At 61.1% G+C, this 17,384-nt stretch carries 21 protein-coding genes; 10 read left to right on the top strand and 11 right to left on the bottom strand.

Annotation, left to right across the window (positions count from 1 at the left end):
• Positions 1–59: 59 nt before the first annotated feature.
• Positions 60–593 (bottom strand): cysteine hydrolase family protein, encoded by a 534-nt coding sequence (locus tag BSF44_RS12385; RefSeq protein WP_095943745.1) that lies wholly within the window; start codon positions 591–593, stop codon positions 60–62.
• A 69-nt stretch (positions 594–662) separates the two neighbouring features.
• Positions 663–2,390: a gamma-glutamyltransferase gene (gene ggt, locus BSF44_RS12380; protein ID WP_095943744.1), complete on the bottom strand. Its 1,728-nt coding sequence runs from the start codon at positions 2,388–2,390 to the stop codon at positions 663–665.
• A 136-nt stretch (positions 2,391–2,526) separates the two neighbouring features.
• Here ggt and BSF44_RS12375 point away from each other — a divergent pair, with 136 nt between their 5' ends.
• On the top strand, positions 2,527–3,039 hold the full coding sequence (locus BSF44_RS12375; protein ID WP_095943743.1) for a methylated-DNA--[protein]-cysteine S-methyltransferase: 513 nt from the start codon (positions 2,527–2,529) through the stop codon (positions 3,037–3,039).
• On the opposite strand, the gene BSF44_RS12370 is transcribed toward BSF44_RS12375, so the two are convergent.
• Both BSF44_RS12370 and BSF44_RS12365 read right to left on the bottom strand, forming a co-directional pair.
• Complete coding sequence (locus BSF44_RS12370) at positions 3,040–3,633, bottom strand: NUDIX domain-containing protein (RefSeq protein WP_095943742.1); 594 nt, start codon at positions 3,631–3,633, stop codon at positions 3,040–3,042.
• 66 nt (positions 3,634–3,699) lie between these two features.
• On the bottom strand, positions 3,700–4,137 hold the full coding sequence (locus BSF44_RS12365) for a hemerythrin domain-containing protein (protein WP_095943741.1): 438 nt from the start codon (positions 4,135–4,137) through the stop codon (positions 3,700–3,702).
• Positions 4,138–4,283: 146 nt separating this feature from the next.
• Here BSF44_RS12365 and BSF44_RS12360 point away from each other — a divergent pair, with 146 nt between their 5' ends.
• Complete coding sequence (locus BSF44_RS12360; RefSeq protein WP_095943740.1) at positions 4,284–4,709, top strand: GNAT family N-acetyltransferase; 426 nt, start codon at positions 4,284–4,286, stop codon at positions 4,707–4,709.
• Between the two features lie 130 nt (positions 4,710–4,839).
• Here the strand turns inward: BSF44_RS12360 and BSF44_RS12355 are convergent, their stop codons facing one another.
• Positions 4,840–5,190 (bottom strand): hypothetical protein, encoded by a 351-nt coding sequence (locus tag BSF44_RS12355; protein WP_095943739.1) that lies wholly within the window; start codon positions 5,188–5,190, stop codon positions 4,840–4,842.
• 148 nt (positions 5,191–5,338) lie between these two features.
• On the opposite strand from BSF44_RS12355, the gene BSF44_RS12345 reads away from it, so the two are divergent.
• From BSF44_RS12345 to BSF44_RS12310, 8 genes are all read left to right on the top strand, one after another.
• Positions 5,339–5,587 (top strand): hypothetical protein, encoded by a 249-nt coding sequence (locus BSF44_RS12345; RefSeq protein ID WP_008049352.1) that lies wholly within the window; start codon positions 5,339–5,341, stop codon positions 5,585–5,587.
• A gap of 20 nt (positions 5,588–5,607) precedes the next feature.
• Positions 5,608–5,958 carry a DUF6388 family protein gene (locus tag BSF44_RS12340; protein ID WP_095943737.1) on the top strand — a complete coding sequence of 117 codons (351 nt, stop codon included), beginning with the start codon at positions 5,608–5,610 and terminating at the stop codon, positions 5,956–5,958.
• Positions 5,959–6,151: 193 nt separating this feature from the next.
• Complete coding sequence (gene tusD / locus BSF44_RS12335) at positions 6,152–6,544, top strand: sulfurtransferase complex subunit TusD (RefSeq protein ID WP_095943789.1); 393 nt, start codon at positions 6,152–6,154, stop codon at positions 6,542–6,544.
• A gap of 1 nt (position 6,545) precedes the next feature.
• A complete protein-coding gene (tusC, locus tag BSF44_RS12330; RefSeq protein WP_095943736.1) occupies positions 6,546–6,908 on the top strand; it encodes a sulfurtransferase complex subunit TusC in 363 nt (120 codons plus the stop codon).
• Positions 6,908–7,201 (top strand): sulfurtransferase complex subunit TusB, encoded by a 294-nt coding sequence (gene tusB / locus BSF44_RS12325; protein ID WP_095943735.1) that lies wholly within the window; start codon positions 6,908–6,910, stop codon positions 7,199–7,201. Before tusC ends, tusB begins: the two co-directional genes overlap by 1 nt.
• Positions 7,198–7,533 carry a TusE/DsrC/DsvC family sulfur relay protein gene (locus BSF44_RS12320; protein ID WP_046037873.1) on the top strand — a complete coding sequence of 112 codons (336 nt, stop codon included), beginning with the start codon at positions 7,198–7,200 and terminating at the stop codon, positions 7,531–7,533. Before tusB ends, BSF44_RS12320 begins: the two co-directional genes overlap by 4 nt.
• A complete protein-coding gene (locus BSF44_RS12315; RefSeq protein ID WP_095943734.1) occupies positions 7,530–8,531 on the top strand; it encodes a glycosyl transferase family protein in 1,002 nt (333 codons plus the stop codon). Before BSF44_RS12320 ends, BSF44_RS12315 begins: the two co-directional genes overlap by 4 nt.
• A 91-nt stretch (positions 8,532–8,622) precedes the next feature.
• Positions 8,623–9,624, top strand: coding sequence for a glutathione S-transferase family protein (locus tag BSF44_RS12310; RefSeq protein WP_095943733.1), 1,002 nt, complete (start codon positions 8,623–8,625; stop codon positions 9,622–9,624).
• Between the two features lie 117 nt (positions 9,625–9,741).
• Here the strand turns inward: BSF44_RS12310 and cysG are convergent, their stop codons facing one another.
• From cysG to BSF44_RS12280, 6 genes are all read right to left on the bottom strand, one after another.
• Positions 9,742–11,136 (bottom strand): siroheme synthase CysG, encoded by a 1,395-nt coding sequence (gene cysG, locus BSF44_RS12305; RefSeq protein WP_095943732.1) that lies wholly within the window; start codon positions 11,134–11,136, stop codon positions 9,742–9,744.
• The gene (serS, locus tag BSF44_RS12300) at positions 11,137–12,417 is read right to left on the bottom strand and encodes a serine--tRNA ligase (RefSeq protein WP_095943731.1); all 1,281 of its coding nucleotides are present in this window, start codon (positions 12,415–12,417) and stop codon (positions 11,137–11,139) included.
• 16 nt (positions 12,418–12,433) lie between these two features.
• A complete protein-coding gene (crcB, locus tag BSF44_RS12295; protein WP_008049383.1) occupies positions 12,434–12,808 on the bottom strand; it encodes a fluoride efflux transporter CrcB in 375 nt (124 codons plus the stop codon).
• Positions 12,808–14,130 (bottom strand): replication-associated recombination protein A, encoded by a 1,323-nt coding sequence (locus BSF44_RS12290; RefSeq protein ID WP_095943730.1) that lies wholly within the window; start codon positions 14,128–14,130, stop codon positions 12,808–12,810. Before BSF44_RS12290 ends, crcB begins: the two co-directional genes overlap by 1 nt.
• Positions 14,131–14,280: 150 nt before the next feature.
• A complete protein-coding gene (gene lolA, locus BSF44_RS12285) occupies positions 14,281–14,904 on the bottom strand; it encodes an outer membrane lipoprotein chaperone LolA (protein ID WP_095943729.1) in 624 nt (207 codons plus the stop codon).
• 66 nt (positions 14,905–14,970) lie between these two features.
• On the bottom strand, positions 14,971–17,382 hold the full coding sequence (locus BSF44_RS12280; RefSeq protein ID WP_095943728.1) for a DNA translocase FtsK: 2,412 nt from the start codon (positions 17,380–17,382) through the stop codon (positions 14,971–14,973).
• Between the last annotated feature and the right edge of the window lie 2 nt (positions 17,383–17,384).

The raw sequence follows: 17,384 nt of genomic DNA, 5'->3' as shown, positions 1-17,384 counted from the left end.
AACGCGTTGCTCTCAGGTTTTTCGCGAGCGAGCTCGCTCCTACAGAGAATGTGGTGGGTTCAGAAGTGGATGTCCTTGGCCGGGACTACGTCGATCCGCGCCACGGAACCGGTCAGGCGCTTCAGGTCCTTGTTGTGCTCGGCGATGATGTCTTCGGCGGTCAGGTTGCCGTTGTCGACGGTGGAATGCGCGTCGCCCGCCAGCACCACGTCGTAGCCCAGTTTCAGGGCCTGGCGCACGGTGGCGTTGACGCAATAATCGGTCTGCAGGCCGCAGATGACCAGGCGCTCGAAGTCCTCTTTCGGCAACAGTTTTTGCAGGTTGGTCTGGTAGAACGAATCCCCGGTAGTCTTGCGCACGCGATGGTCCTTTGGCGAGGTTTCCAGACCTTCAGCCAGTTGCCAGCCGGCAGCGCCATGGGCCAGCGGGCTGCCCGCTTCTTCGTGCTGGATCAGCACCACGGGCACTCCCGCCTTGCGCGCCCGGGCAGACAGGTCATTGATGGTATTGATGACTCGTCCAATCTCGAAGCACTCGTACTCACCGGAACACAAAGCCTGTTGGACGTCGATGATTAACAACGCAGTGGTCATGATTTCCTTCCTTGAATCGTCGATGGATCAGGGGACGAACATAAGCCCGTCCCCCTCCGGACACAACCCTCAATAACCGAGCGACAACCCGGTGTTACGCCGTGGGTCGTTCGCCCCGTAGAAACGGTTATTGCCGACCGGCTTGCCACCCAGGGACGGCGCGCCGACCAGGATCGCCGCCAGGTGGTTGGCATCCTGTGGACCAGCAAACTTGTGGCCCCAGCTTTCGAGGATTTTCACTGTGTCCGGGCTGGTGGTGAAGGCTTCCAGGTTGGTTTCCTCCGGCAGCCACTGCTGGTGAAAACGCGGTGCATCCACCGCTTCCTGGATGTTCATGCCGTAGTCGATCACGTTGAGCATGGTCAGCAAGGTCGCGGTGATGATGCGGCTGCCACCCGGCGTACCGACCACCATCACCACTTTGCCGTCCTTGGTGACGATGGTCGGGCTCATGGACGACAGCGGCGCCTTGCCGGGTGCGATGGCGTTGGCCTCGCCCTGCACCAGGCCGTACATGTTCGGTACGCCGATCTTCGAGGTGAAGTCGTCCATTTCATCGTTGAGGATGACCCCGGTCTTGCTCGCCATCACGCCGGCACCGAACCAGTCATTGAGGGTGTAGGTCACCGACACCGCGTTGCCCCACTTGTCGACGATGGAGTAATGCGTGGTGTTGCTGCCTTCATGGGGCGCTACACCGGGTTTGAGTTCACTGGAAATCGCGGCTTTTTGCGGCTTGATCGCTTCGCGCAGCTTGGTCGCGTAGTTTTTATTCAGCAAGTGGGCAATCGGGTTCTTCACGAAATCCGGGTCGCCCAGATAGCTGTTGCGGTCCACATAGGCGTGGCGCATCGCTTCGATCTGATAGTGCATGCCCTGGGCCGAGTGATAGCCCAGATCCTTCATCGGATAGCCTTCGAGGATGTTCATGATTTCGCAGATCACCACGCCGCCGGAACTCGGTGGCGGTGCGGAAACCACGTGGTAGCCACGGTAGTCGCACTCGATGGGCGCCAGTTCACGGGTCTTGTATTTGTCGAGATCGGCCTGGGTGATGATGCCCTTGTTGGCCTGGCTGGAGGTGACGATGGCGTCGGCCACCCAACCTTTATAGAAACCGTCGGCGCCGTTCTCGGAGATCTCCCGCAAGGTCTTGCTCAGGTCCTTTTGCACCAGTTTCTGGCCGACCTGCATCGGCTCGCCTTTGCTCAGGAAGATCGCGCCGGAATCCTTGATGTCCTTCTTGAACATGTCAGTGGCGTAGTCCAGCAGATCGACATCCCCCTGCTCCAGCACAAAGCCGTCTTCGGCCAGCTTGATGGCCGGGGCGATGATTTCCTTGCGTGGTTTGGTGCCGTACTTGGACAACGCCAGTTCCATGCCCGAAACGGTACCTGGCACGCCCACGGCCAGGTGGCCACGGGTACTCAGATCGGGAACGACGTTGCCCTCCTTGTCCAGGTACATGTTGGCGGTGGCGGCCAGCGGCGCTTTTTCACGGAAGTCGAGGAAGGTCTTGCGCCCGTCCGCCAGTTGAATGGTCATGAAACCACCGCCGCCGAGGTTGCCTGCCGCGGGGTACACCACCGCCAGCGCATAGCCGACCGCGACCGCCGCATCCACGGCGTTGCCGCCGTTCTTCAGCACATCCACACCGACATGGCTGGCCAGGTGCTGGGCCGTGACCACCATGCCGTTTTCCCCGGTAGCCGGGGCCACGGAGGCGGCATGGGCGGTCAGGCAGCTGAGCGCCAACGAGGTCGCAATCAGCGATTTGGCAAAAGGTTCGTACTTCATGAGTCGGTCTCTTCTTGTCATTAAACAGGGAAACGTTTCAAAAGCCGTTGCCAAGTATGGTCGGGATTACGTATTGCGCCTCCCCGTCGAGGCAGTATCCTTAACGCTTGTTCAGCAATTTTGCGCGAGCCCTGGCATGACCTCTACCTGCACCACCGTGTCTTCACCCGTGGGCCAGTTGAAGCTGGTCGCGAACGGTTCACGACTGGCGGCCATCCTCTGGGAAAACGACAAACCGGGCCGGGTGCGCCTGGGGCCGATGAGCGAAGCGCCGGACAATCCGATCCTGGTGCGCACGGCTGCGCAGCTACGCGAATATTTTTCCGGCACCCGCGATCGCTTCGAACTGGATCTGGATTTTGCCGGCACGGAATTCCAGAAGAAGGTCTGGGCGGCGCTGCTGACCATCCCGTTCGGCGAGACCCGCAGCTACAGCCAGATCGCCGAACAGATCGGCAACCCGGCGGCGGTCAGGGCGGTGGGTGCGGCGAATGGCAAGAACCCGATTTCGATCGTGGCGCCGTGTCACCGGGTGATTGGCGCGTCGGGCAAGCTCACCGGGTTTGCCGGTGGGCTTGAGGCGAAGGCGTTGTTGCTGACGCTGGAGGGTGGGCAATGGCCTGGCACGGCACGCCTGCCAGGCTTTTGATCATGCTTGGGCGAAGAGGTTTTTCATCGCTGCATACTGCAACAGCATGATGGTCTTGGCGTCGCAGATTTCGCCACGGTAAAACGCTTCGAGCGCGTTATCGAACGTCCACTCCAGCACTTCCAGCTCTTCGGTTTCCGCCTCCAGCCCACCACCGTCGCTGACTTTCGACTTCGCGTCGTATTCGGCAATGAAGAAGTGCAGTTTTTCCGTCACCGAACCGGGGCTCATGTACGCCTCGAACACCTTCTGCACATGGTGCACGCGGTAACCCGTCTCTTCCTCCGCTTCATCGCGGATACGGTCTTCAGGCGCCGCGCCTTCCAGCAGCCCCGCCGCCACTTCGATCAACAGCCCATCGTGACCGTTGACGAACACCGGCAGGCGAAATTGTCGAGTCAGTACCACAGTTTTCTTTTCGCGGTTGTACAGGAGAATCGCCGCGCCATTGCCACGGTCGTAAACCTCCCGGACCTGGCGTTGCCACTCGCCATTGTTGCGTTGGTAATCGAAGGTGATTTTCTTGAGCAGGTACCAGTCGTGGGACAGCACCTGAGACTCCAGGATGTTGACCCGCTCGGCAGTGTTCGACATGACAACGCGTCCTGTTATTGGTCTGAAGGGCCCTATGTTAAGTGAAAACGGACAGCCTTTGCCCCCTCAGGCAAGCTGCGCCTTGTACTCCTTCTCGTATTGTCCGGCCAACGACTCTTTCTGTTTGTCATCGAGCAGCTTGCCGGCCATCTGGAAGAACTTCTGCTCTTCTTCCTCGAGGTGGTGATGCACCTTCTCCGAGAGCTTTTTAGCGGCCACCAGCCAGGCCGGGCTGGACATCTCGGTGTCGTCCAGTTCTTCCATCATTTCATCCATTTCGTGATGTTCGGCAATGCCATGACGGCTGAGGTCGACTCCGTTGTCGAACTCCATCAACGGGATGTAGAAATGCCGCTCTTCGGCCGTGGCGTGAGCCTGCAATTCAGACTTGAGTCGTTTGTAGGCCTCGACACGTTCGGGGCTGTCGCCGCTGGTGTGGATCAGGGCTTTGGCGTAGGTACGTTGGCGTTCATGGCTTTCGCGCAGGGCTTCGAAGATATTCACGGCGTGTCCTCATCGGTCGCACTCTGGAATGACGCGTACTAATGAATGACATCTGCGCGCAGGCGACGGTTCCACCTGCCGGGTACTGATGGAACATTGGCGGCGACCACGTTAGGCTGCGGTTTCACTGCCATAAGGATATAGCCATGAACCTGCGTATCGAACTGTCGAAAAACCCCACGGAAGAACAACGCCAGGCCATCCTCAAACCCTTGCGCGCCTACAACGGCTCGAAGGCCGAAGGTAACGTGCCTGAGCACATCGCCTTGCTGGTGCGCGACGACAACGACGAGATCCTCGGCGGCCTGCATGGACGATTGTTTTACCAGTGGCTGTACATCGACTTGCTGGTGGTGCCGGAGCAGGCCCGGGGACAGGGCCTGGGTTCGCGACTGATGCAGATGGCCGAGGACCTGGCGCGGGAACGACGCTGCGTCGGGCTGTGGCTCGACACCTTCGAATTCCAGGCACCTGGGTTCTACAAGAAATGCGGCTACAGCGAGATCGGGCACATTGCCGATTACCCGCCGGGCCACAAGCACTACTTCTTCCAGAAGCGCCTGAATTACTGACCAACACACAAAACCCCTGTAGGAGCGAGCCTGCTCGCGATGGCGGACTGTCATTCAACATTGATGTCGACTGACTTACCGCTATCGCGAGCAGGCTCGCTCCTACAGGGGTATGCAATAAACCTTCAAATCACAGACAAGTCGCCAACGCCGCCAGCCGGCGTTTGGCCACGAAATCGTCCTTCTGCGCGTAATAGCTCAACACCGTGCCCGAGGCATCGGTGGTCACGTCGACGAAGGACTCCGCCGAGCGGGTGTAAACCGTCGTGCCGCCCTTCTCCCCTGGCTGCAAATAGGCAGCCGCATCGACGCCGAACACAGCCTCGTCCTGCCAGGAAAACTGCACGCACTGGGCGACGTCTTTTCCCGGTTTTTCCGAGTTCAAGGTCTTGTACGGGGCTTTGGTGCGGGCGTCGTTCATCGTCGAGCCGGCGCATCCGGCCAGCAACGTCACGGCCAGCGCCACCATCAGAATTCGCATTGCATTCACTCATCGGGAAAAAGCGGACTTTATCACCCCGGCAGCCCGTATCGTTCTGCTTTACTGCATTTATACCGCGACAGCGCGCAACGATTCGCGCACCCTGTCGCGCCAATAACGCCCCATCGCACCCCTGACTGGAAATCTGATGACACCTAATGCCGAGTTCTACAAACCGAGCACTGAATATGCCGACAAGCTGATCAGCCAGATCGGTCAGACGCCGTCCTGGATTGCCAAGCGAATCGGCGTCACCGACAAGCGGATTCGCTACATCCTCGACGGCGAAAGAACCGTCAAAGGCGAAACCACGCCGATCCAGATGACCTACACCGAACAGTTCGCCCTCGAATGCCTGGCGGCAGCGGCCAAGGCCGGCAAGAAGCAATCCTCGTAATCGGTTCTCAAGGAGCGACCATGGCGGCAACCGAACAGCAGCATGAGCAAGCACTCAAGAGATTTCTCGATGAGCGCCCCGAGTTGCGCCACGACCTCGATCATCTCAACCCGTTGCTGGCCCAGGTCAAGGGCGAAACGCTGGCGCAGTACCGTGACGAACGCTTGCATGAGGCCTTCGAAGCCGAAGCCGAGCGCCTCGGACTGTTCGCCTGGGAACTGACCCTCAAATTGACCACCGCCACCCCTCAGGACTATGAGGCCCAGCGCCTTGAAGTACACCGCGAAGTCGCGGAAATGGCCGGGATGGATTGGCTGGAGTATTGCGACCTGTACGGGATAGAACCGCAACCGCGTTCAAGTCCGCACTGAGCGGTGTCCTCCAGGCTGTCATCGCGGGCAAGCCCGTTCCCACAGGTTTTGTGGTCATACCGCAATCTTTGGCATGGCACAGATCACTGTGGGAACGGGCTTGCCCGCGAAGAGGCCCGCGCAGACAACATCACTTTAGCCGCCCCGCCGATAAAGCATTATCATGGCCACAGTTTCGCTGATCGAGTCCGTCATGAAGTTCGCCATCGCCGTATTTTCCGCCCCCCACGCGCCCTCCTCGCGCCGCGCCCTGCTGTTCGCCCAGGCCGCGCTGGCTGGCGGGCACGAGATTGTCCGGCTGTTTTTCTACCAGGACGGCGTCTACAACGCGTCCGCCAGCGTGGTCACGCCCCAGGATGAACCGGACTTGCCCAAGCAATGGCGGGCATTCGTCAGCGACCATCGACTCGATGGGGTGGTGTGCATCGCTGCCGCGCTGCGTCGTGGCGTGTTGAACGAGGAAGAAGCCAGGCGTTATCAGCGCGAGGCGGTTGCCGTCGGTGCGCCGTGGGAATTGTCCGGCCTCGGCCAGTTACATGACGCGGCGCAGGATGCCGGCCGTCTGATCTGTTTCGGAGGCGCATGACATGGCCAAATCCATATTGATCGTCAGCCGCCAGTCGCCATGGTCCGGCCCGGGCGCGCGGGAAGCACTGGACATCGTGCTGGCAGGGGGCGCCTTCGACCTGCCGATCGGCCTGTTGTTTCTCGATGACGGCGTGTTCCAGTTGGCCGCCAGTCAGAACGCCAGGGCCCTGCAACAGAAAGACCTGAGCGCCAACCTGCAAGCCCTGCCGATGTTCGGTGTCGAGGAACTGTTTGCCTGCGGAGACAGCATCGCCCAGCGCGGCCTGGACCCGAGCGGCCTGTCGCTGGAAGAAGCCCAAGTGTTGACCGCCCACGAAATCACCGCCCTCATTGACCGTTACGACCAGGTGATCACCCTCTGATGTCGACTTTGCATGTGTTGTCTCATTCCCCTTTCGGCGACGAACGCCTGACCAGTTGCCTGCGCGTGATCGGCGCCAACGACGGGTTGCTGTTGTCCGGTGATGCCACCTATGCGTTGCAACCAGGCACCGCGCCGTTCAAGGCGCTCAGCGCACGCGGCCTGAAGCTGTTCGTGCTGGCCGAAGATGCCCAGGCCCGTGCGCTTGCAGTTCCAGACTGGACCAACGCCATCGATTACCCGGCCTTCGTCGAACTGTCGATTCACTACGACAAGGTCAACAGTTGGCTATGAATGCATTGACGGTCGGCGCCCGCGCCATCGAACTGGACAAGGACGGTTTCCTGGTCGAACTCAGTGACTGGTCCGCCGATGTGGCCAGTGCCCTGGCGGCTGCCGAAGACATCGAGTTGACGCCCGAACACTGGGAAGTCCTCGAACTGCTGCGCAGTTTCTACGCCGAATTCCAGCTGTCACCGGCCACCCGACCGCTGATCAAATACACCGCCCTGAAACTCGGCCCGGAAAAAGGCAACAGCCTGCACCTGAACCGACTGTTCAAAGGCACTCCCGCCAAACTCGCCGCGAAACTGGCGGGCCTGCCCAAACCGACGAATTGCTTATGACCGATTACCCAGCACTGACACTCGAAACGCCCGCCGAGCATCCGTTCGCCCAGTTCGTGCGGATCCTTGGCAAAGGCAAGCGCGGCGCCCGTGACCTGACCCGGGTCGAGGCCCGCGAAGCCATGGGCATGGTGTTTGATGAAAAGGTCGAGGAAACCCAGCTCGGCGCGTTCCTGATGTTGCTGCGGCACAAGGAAGAAAGCGCCGAGGAAATGGCCGGTTTCACCGAAGCCCTGCGCGAACGCCTGAATCCTCCGGCGCTGGCGGTGGATCTGGACTGGCCGACCTATGCCGGCAAGAAGCGTCATCTGCCGTGGTATCTCCTGGCCGCCAAGTGCCTGGCGCAAAACGGCGTGCGGATTTTCATGCACGGCGGCGGCGCCCACACGGCCGGTCGCCTGTACAGCGAACAACTGCTGGGTGAATTGAACATCCCGCTGTGCCGCGACTGGCAACAGGTGGGTTCGGCACTGGATAACGGCGGCCTGGCCTTCATGCCTTTGATGGACTGGGCGCCACAGCTGCAACGCATGATCGACCTGCGCAACACCCTGGGCCTGCGCTCGCCGATCCACTCCCTGGCGCGGATCCTCAATCCGCTGGGCGCCCGTTGCGGTCTGCAGAGCATTTTCCACCCTGGCTATCAGGCCGTGCATCGCGATGCCAGCGGCCTGCTGGGTGACACCGCCATCGTGATCAAGGGCGATGGCGGCGAGATCGAGATCAACCCGGACGCCGACAGCCACCTGTACGGCACCACCGGCGGCGAGAGCTGGGACGAGGAATGGCCGCAGTTGTCGGCGCAGCGTCACGTCAAACCTGCCTCGCTTGACCCTGAACATTTGAGAGCGGTCTGGCGTGGCGATGTGGTCGACAGTTACCCGCAAATGGCCCTGATCTCGACCATGGCCCTGGCCCTGCGTGGCTTGGGACAGAGCCGCGAACAGGCCTTCGAAACCGCTGAAAAATACTGGGCCGCGCGGGACAAATCGATTTAATCGATCATTCGCGCCCGATCTTTGCGCTTTTTGTTCGAACTCATCGGAATAGACTCGACTCCATCGATTATGGGTTTAAGGAGTCTTGAACATGGGTTTGTTAGTGGATGGCCGCTGGCAGGACAAGTGGTACGAAAGCAGCAAGGACGGCGCGTTCCAGCGTGAACAGGCGCAGCGTCGCAACTGGTTGACCGCTGACGGCAAGCCAGGACCTACCGGCGTCGGTGGTTTTGCGGCCGAGCCCGGGCGCTATCACCTGTACGTGTCGCTGGCCTGTCCGTGGGCCCATCGCACGCTGATCCTGCGCAAACTCAAAGGCCTCGAAAGGCTGATCGACGTCTCGGTGGTCAGCTGGTTGATGCTGGAAAACGGCTGGACCTTCGACCAGCACCTTGGCTCGACCGGCGACAAGCTCGATCACTTCGCCTTCATGCACCAGCGCTACACCGCCGACACCGCCGACTACACCGGCCGCGTCACCGTACCGGTGCTGTGGGACAAACAACAGAATCGCATCGTCAACAATGAATCATCGGAAATCATCCGCATGTTCAATGGCGCCTTCGACGATCTGACCGCTAACGACCTCGACTTCTACCCGGCGCCGTTGCGCGGTGAGATCGATGCGTTGAACGAGCGGATTTATCCGGCGGTGAACAATGGCGTGTACCGCGCCGGCTTTGCCACCTCGCAACAGGCTTATGAACAAGCTTTCGATGAGGTATTTGCCGAACTGGACCGCCTGGAGCTGCTGCTGGGCGCCAACCGTTATCTGGCTGGCGAGTACCTGACCGAAGCGGACATCCGCCTGTTCACCACGCTGATTCGCTTCGATGCGGTGTACTACGGGCACTTCAAGTGCAACCTGCAGCGGATTGCCGATTATCCGAACCTGTCGAACTGGCTGCGGGAGATTTATCAGTGGCCGGGGATCGCCGAGACGGTGGACTTCACCCACATCAAAAACCACTACTACGCCAGCCACCGCACCATCAACCCGACGGGCGTGGTGCCAAAAGGGCCAGCCCAGGACTTCACCGCGGCCCATGATCGGGAGCGGTTGAGCGGCAAAGTGGTTTGGCGCAGGGGTTGAGATTTGTGCAGGTTTTGAAGGCCCCATCGCGAGCAGGCTCGCTCCTACAGGGGATGTGTAAACGACACAAGTCCCCTGTAGGAGCGAGCCTGCTCGCGATTGAGGTCGACGCGGTACTCAGACGTCTGATTGAGCCCCTTCGAACCACGCCAGTTTCTCGCGCAGTTGCACCACTTCACCGACGATCACCAATGTCGGCGCATGCACTTCATGCTCCGCCACCAGGCGTGGCAGGTCCGCCAGGGTGCCGGTAAACACCCGCTGGTTGACCGTGGTGCCCTGCTGGATCAGCGCTGCCGGGGTATCGGCGGCGCGACCATGCTTGATCAACTGTTCGCAGATGATTGGCAAGCCCACCAGCCCCATGTAGAACACCAGGGTTTGCGCCGGGGCCACCAGATCGGCCCAGGGCAAATCGGTGGAACCGTCCTTCAGGTGCCCGGTGACAAAGCGCACCGACTGCGCATAATCGCGGTGAGTCAGCGGAATCCCGGCATAGGCCGCGCAACCACTGGCCGCCGTGATCCCCGGCACGACCTGGAACGGGATGCCATGGGCAGCCAATTCTTCGATCTCCTCGCCACCACGACCGAAGATGAACGGATCACCGCCCTTCAATCGCACCACACGCTTGCCTTGCTTGGCCAGGTCCACCAATTGCTGGTTGATCTGATCCTGCGGCACTGCATGATCAGCACGACGCTTGCCGACGTAAACCCGCTCGGCGTCGCGACGGCACAGTTCGAGAATCGCTGGCGCCACCAAGCGGTCGTACAGCACCACGTCAGCTTGCTGCATCAGACGCAGTGCCTTGAACGTCAGCAGGTCGGGGTCACCTGGCCCTGCGCCCACCAGATAGACCTCACCGGTAGCCACTGGCGCTTCGCCATCGATTTTCGCCTGGAGCAAGCGCTCGGCTTCACCGCCCTGCCCGGCCAGTTGCCGATCGGCAATCGGTCCCTGGAAAACATCTTCCCAGAACGCCCGACGCTGCTGCACATCCGGAAACAGGCCTTTGACCTGATGACGGAATCGCGCCGCCAGCCCGGCCAGGTGACCGTAGGTAGAAGGAATCCAGGTTTCGATCTTGGCCCGAATCAAACGCGCCAGCACCGGCGCATCGCCGCCGCTGGACACTGCAATGATCAACGGAGAACGGTCGACGATGGCCGGGAAGATCACGCTGCACAGGGCTGGCGCGTCCACCACATTGACCGGTACGCAACGCCGATGGGCATCGGCGGAGACTTGTGCGTTCAGCGTTTCGTCGTCGGTGGCGGCAATGATCAGCCCGCAACCGTCCAGATCCGCCTCGGCGTAGCCACGTAGCAGGCACTCGCCACCGCTGCCGGCAACCAGTTCGCGCAGTTGTGCTTCGATTTCAGGTGCAACCACCCGCAGCAGCGCACCGGCATCGGCCAGCAGGCGGGATTTGCGCAAGGCAATCTCCCCCCCGCCGACGACCAACACACGACTGCCGCGAAGGTTGTGAAACAGCGGCAGATAGTTCATTTAGCCGATAACCTCGAGGCCACCCATGTACGGTTTGAGGACTTCAGGCACGCGGATCGAACCGTCGGCCTGCTGATAGTTCTCCAATACCGCGACCAGGGTACGGCCGACTGCAAGACCGGAACCGTTCAGGGTGTGCACCAGTTCCGGCTTGCCGGTTTCCGGGTTGCGGAAACGCGCCTGCATGCGGCGGGCCTGGAAGTCGCCGCAGTTGGAGCACGACGAGATTTCGCGGTACTTGTCCTGGCTCGGGATCCACACTTCCAGGTCGTAAGTCTTGACCGCGCTGAAGCCCATGTCGCCGGTGCACAGTGCCAGGGTGCGGTAAGGCAGTTCCAGCAGTTGCAGGACTTTCTCGGCGTTGGCGGTCAGGCCTTCCAGCGCTTGCATCGACTGCGACGGCTCGACGATCTGCACCATCTCGACTTTGTCGAACTGGTGCTGGCGGATCATGCCGCGGGTGTCGCGGCCCGATGCGCCGGCTTCACTGCGAAAGCACGGTGTGTGAGCGACGAACTTGATCGGCAGCAGTTTCGAATCGACGATTTCACCAGCGACGATGTTGGTCAGCGACACTTCGGCGGTCGGGATCAGGTACAGGTCGGCTTCGCCTTCGCGCGCGATCTTGAACAGGTCTTCTTCGAACTTCGGCAACTGGCCGGTGCCTTGCAGCGCCGGGGCCTGGACCAGATAAGGCGTGTAGGCCTCTTCGTAGCCGTGCTCGGTGACGTGCAGGTTGATCATGAACTGCGCCAGGGCGCGGTGCAGACGGGCAATCGGGCCGCGCAGCAGGGCGAAACGGGCGCCGGACAGCTTGGCGGCGGTTTCGAAGTCCAGCCAGCCGAACTTCTCGCCCAGGGCGACGTGGTCCTGAACCGGGAAATCGAAGGCTGTCGGGGTGCCCCAGCGGCGCACTTCGACGTTGCCGTCTTCGTCTTCGCCGACCGGTACCGATTCGTGCGGCAGGTTGGGGATACCCAGCAGGATCGAGTCCAGATCGGTCTGGATCGCGTCCAGTTCGACTTTACCGGCGCTCAATTCGCCCGCCATGCGCTCGACGTCCGCCATCAGCGGCGCGATGTCTTCACCGCGCTGCTTGGCCTGACCGATGGATTTGGAGCGCGCATTACGTTCAGCCTGCAGTGCTTCGGTGCGGGTCTGGACGGTCTTGCGCTGTTCTTCCAGCGCTTCGATGCGCGCAACATCCAGGGTATAGCCACGGGATGCCAGGCGGTCCGCTACGTCCTGAAGGTTGCTACGTAACAGTTTGGAATCGAGCATGTCGGTTTCTCGTTTATCAAAGTTTGGTCAAGGACAGGCCGGCCCAGGTGGCAAGCAGCCCGCCGAATACGCTGAGCGCCGCATAGCCCAGGGCCAGCGGTACTTGCCCGCTTTCCAGCAGGCGCACCGTATCCAGTGAAAAGGATGAAAAAGTCGTCAGCCCCCCGAGGAAGCCGACCATCAACCCGGCACGCACCTCGATGGGCACCTCCGGGCGTATCAAAAACAGACCGTATAAAACGCCGATCAGCAAACAGCCCACGATATTAACGGCCAGCGTCGCGGTATAGAAGTGCCGTGGCCAATTCGCGTTGATCCAGTTGCCGGTGGCGAAGCGCAACAGAGTGCCGGCCATCCCGCCGACGGAAACCGCAACGATCAAGGGAAGCACTATTTTCTCCGCTGCCTTGGGCTTAAACGGTCGAGTTTCGCCAGGTGATTGAGCTTCTCTCCGATCTTCAACTCAAGGCCACGGGGCACGGGCTGATAGAACGGGATCGGGTCGAGTTCTTCCGGGAAATAGTCTTCGCCGGCAGCATAGGCGTCCGGCTCATCGTGGGCATAACGGTATTCATCGCCATAACCCAGCTGTTTCATAAGCTTGGTCGGCGCGTTGCGCAGGTGCAGCGGCACTTCCAGCGAGCCGTGTTCGGCGGCGGCGCGCAGTGCGGTCTTGAAGCCCATGTACACCGCGTTGCTCTTTGGCGCGCAGGCCAGATAGGTGATGGCCTGGGCCACCGCCAGCTCGCCTTCGGGGCTGCCCAGGCGTTCCTGCACTTCCCAGGCCGCCAGGCACAGGCTCAGGGCCCGGGGGTCGGCATTGCCGATGTCTTCGCTGGCCATGCGCACCACGCGCCGGGCCAGGTACAAGGGGTCGCAACCGCCGTCGATCATCCGCGCAAACCAGTACAGCGCACCATCGGGGTTGGAGCCGCGCACCGATTTATGCAGCGCGGAGATTTGGTCGTAGAACGCTTCACCGCCCTTGTCGAACCGCCGGCGGGTATCGCCAAGCAGGCTTTGCAGGAGCTCGGTGCCGATCTCGCTGTTGTCCTCGGCCAGGTCCGAGGCGTTTTCCAGCAGGTTGAGCAGGCGCCGGCCATCGCCATCGGCGGCCGACAGCAGCATCTGGAAGCCTTCGTCGCTGAGGGTCAGGTTTCGCTTGCCCAGGCCACGCTCCTCGGTCAGCGCACGGTGCACCAGTTTGCGCAGGGCCGCTTCGTCGAGGCTCTTGAGCACATAGACCCGCGCCCGGGAGAGCAAGGCGTTGTTGAGTTCGAACGAGGGGTTTTCCGTGGTCGCGCCGATGAAAATCAGCGTGCCGTCTTCGACATAGGGCAGAAACGCATCCTGCTGGGACTTGTTGAAGCGATGCACTTCGTCGACGAACAGGATGGTGCGGCGGCCGTACTGCGCGGCCTGCTGCTTGGCGATTTCCACCGATTGGCGGATCTCCTTGACCCCGGCCAGCACCGCCGAGACCGTTTCGAAGTGCGCGTCCGAGACTTCCGCGAGCAATCGCGCCAGGGTGGTTTTGCCGACCCCGGGCGGGCCCCAGAAAATCATCGAATGCAGGGCCCCCTGCTCCAGCGCTTCGCGCAAGGGCTTGCCGCGAGCGAGCACGTGCTCCTGACCGACGTACTCGTCCAGATTGGCCGCACGCAAGCGGGCGGCCAAAGGCTGGGCGATGGGGGTGCTGCGAAACAGGTCCATGGCTATCTCTGAAACCTCACTGGGTCTGACGCCGATTCTGTAGGAGCGAGCCTGCTCGCGATGGACGTCAACGATAACGCTGGCAGCCTGACACCCAGCGGTGTCCTGGAGTTCATCGCGAGCAGGCTCGCTCCTACAAGGTTCGGCGTTTTACTCTTGAATTACATCCGCACCCTTGGGGATGTCGAACTTGAACTTCGACGCCGGGATCGGCTCGTTGGCCTTCACCCCGGTGAACAGGATGTTGGTGCGCTGGCCGACGCTGTCGATCAATTGCATGTCGTTGAGCAGACCGTTGCGGAACGACAGACGCAGGTTGTCGAACAGAGTGTCCTTGGTTTTCGGCTTCAAGGTGAAGTCGATCACGCCACCGGCCTCTTTCGCGGTGATGTCGAAACTCTGGCTGATCTTCGACACGTCACCGGACAACAGCAGAGCCGGGGTCTGGGTCAGACGCTCGTCCAGCTTCTTGATCGTCGCCTGTTCCAGATCCGGATCCCACAGAGTGACTTTCTTGCCGTCGGATACCATGGTCTGCTCGGCCGGCGCATTAGTGTGCCAGTAGAACAGGCCCGGGCGCTGCAGCGTCATGTCGCCGCTGGTTTCCTGCAACTGGGTGCCGCTGCCGTCGAGGGTCAGCTGCGAAAAGTTGGCCGTCAGCGTCTTGGATTTTTCCAGCAGTTGGGTCAGGCGTGCCACGTCCTTGTCATCGGCGTTAGCCTGGAGCGTGGTCAAGGCCAGTACCGGCAGCAACAGCATGCGGATCAGACGCATGGGAGTCCTCATAACATTCGTGGGAGTGCGGGCGGCGCCGAAGGCACCACCCCTTTCAAACTCGGGTCAGTCGCGCACCGGGCCCGGGGCCAGGACTTCACGCGAACCGTTGGTGTTCATGGACGTCACGACCCCGGCCATTTCCATGGCTTCGATCATGCGCGCGGCACGGTTGTAGCCGATCTTCAGCTTGCGCTGAACCGCGGAAATGGAGGCGCGACGGCTTTCCAGCACGAACTGCACGGCTTCGTCGTACAGCGCATCGGCCTCGGGATCGTCTCCGTCGCCGCCACCGCTGCTGCCTTCAAAGCCGCTGCCCGCCTCTTCGACCCCATTGAGAATGTCGTCGTTGTATTCCGGCGCGCCCCGCAGCTTCCAGGCTTCCACCACGCGGTGAACCTCATCGTCGGACACGAAAGCACCGTGAACACGAATCGGCAGGCTGGTGCCCGGCGGCATGTAGAGCATGTCACCGTGACCCAGCAGTTGTTCGGCGCCGCCCTGGTCGATGATGGTCCGGGAGTCGATCTTGCTCGATACCTGGAACGCCATGCGGGTCGGGATGTTGGCCTTGATCAGACCGGTGATCACATCCACCGACGGACGCTGGGTAGCCAGGATCAAGTGGATACCGGCCGCACGCGCCTTTTGCGCGATACGGGCGATCAGTTCTTCAACCTTCTTGCCCACGATCATCATCATGTCGGCGAATTCGTCGACTACGACCACGATGGTCGGCAACTTGCTCAGCAGCGGCGCTTCGTCGTGGATGCTTTCGCGCTTGTACAGCGGATCGCTCAACGGCTCGCCGGCGTCCTGGGCTTCCTTGACCTTGGCGTTGAAGCCCGACAGGTTTCGCACACCCATCTTGGCCATCAGCTTGTAGCGTCGCTCCATCTCGGCAACGCTCCAGCGCAGGGCGTTGGCGGCGTCCTTCATGTCGGTGACCACCGGGCACAGCAGGTGCGGAATGCCTTCGTAGATCGACAGTTCGAGCATTTTCGGGTCGATCATGATCAGCTTGGCGTCTTCCGGGCCGGACTTGAACAGGATCGACAGGATCATCGCGTTCACACCCACCGACTTACCGGAACCGGTGGTACCGGCCACCAGCAAATGTGGCATTTTCGCCAGGTCGGTGATGACCGGCTTGCCACCGATGTCGTGGCCCAGGGCCAGGGTGACCGGCGACTTGAAGTTGTCGTACTCGGGGGTCGACAACACCTCGGAGAAGCGCACGATCTGCCGGTCTTCGTTGGGAATCTCGATACCGACCGTGGTCTTGCCCGGAATAACTTCCACCACGCGCACGCTGGTCACGGCCAGGGAGCGCGCAAGGTCTTTGGCCAGGTTGGAAATACGGCTGACCTTGACCCCGGCCGCCGGCTGGATTTCGTAACGGGTGATCACCGGGCCCGGGTGAATCGAATCCACTGTGACTTCGACGCCGAATTCCTTGAGCTTGATTTCCAGCAAGTGGCCAACCGCAGCCAGGGATTCGGGCGAGTAATTGAGCTGTTTCTTTTCCGCCGGGTCGAGAATCGAGATCGGCGGCAAGGTGCCTTCCACGGCGCTGTCGACGAACAGTGGCGCCTGCTTCTCTTTTTCGACACGCTTGCTCGGTGCGGCGGGCTTTGGCGGCGCGGGCGCAATCACCGGCGGCACCTGCTTCTCGCGCTCGGACATGTGCTTGCTCAGGGCTTGCTCACGCTCGATCAGGCGCTCCTTGACCTTGGCCTGCTCGCGCTTGTCGGTGACGGTCGGCGCGACCACTTCATCCATACGGTCGTCGACTTCACGCAACTGGGCGACCAGCTGTTTGCGCTCGGTACGGGCTGCCCACCAGCGATTGGCGGCGCCCTGGAACAGTTCGAACAGGTCGAGGGTGATCTTGCCAGTGATGTCCATCACTTTGAACCACGACAGGTCGGTAAACACGGTCAGGCCGAACAGGAACAAGGCAATGAACAACAGCGTGCTGCCCTGGATATTCAGGGCGTTCCTGGCCAGTTCGCCGAGGCTTTCCCCCAGCGCACCGCCCGCACCGGCCGGCAGACCGGTCGCGGCATGGAAATGGATATGGGCCAGGGCGGCGCCCGACAGCACCAGGAACACCAGGCCGATCAGGCGCCAGGAGAACAACCAGCCGCTCCATTGCCACGGTTCGTGGCGCTGGCGGAAGATCTGGTACGCCTTGACGGCCAGCAGCAACGGGAAGATGTAGGCGAAGTAACCCAGCACCATGAACAGGATATCGGCGCTGTAGGAGCCCGCTGGTCCGCCGAAGTTCTGCACGTCGTCGATCTTGCTGTTATGACTCCAGCCCGGATCATCCTTGCCATAGGTCAACAAGGCCATCATCAGGAACAGGCACAAGGCACCGATGGCGATCAGCGCACCTTCCTTGAGTCGGTAGTGCAAGTGCTGGCGCCAGAGTGGTACGACGGCTGGTTTAGGTGCTGCGGTGGATTTCTTCAAAA

Source organism: Pseudomonas sp. ACN8 (assembly GCF_002303925.1).
Taxonomy (GTDB): Bacteria; Pseudomonadota; Gammaproteobacteria; order Pseudomonadales; family Pseudomonadaceae; genus Aquipseudomonas.
Note: the sequence above shows the minus strand (reverse complement) of the source record. Positions and strands in the feature narration are given on the sequence as shown.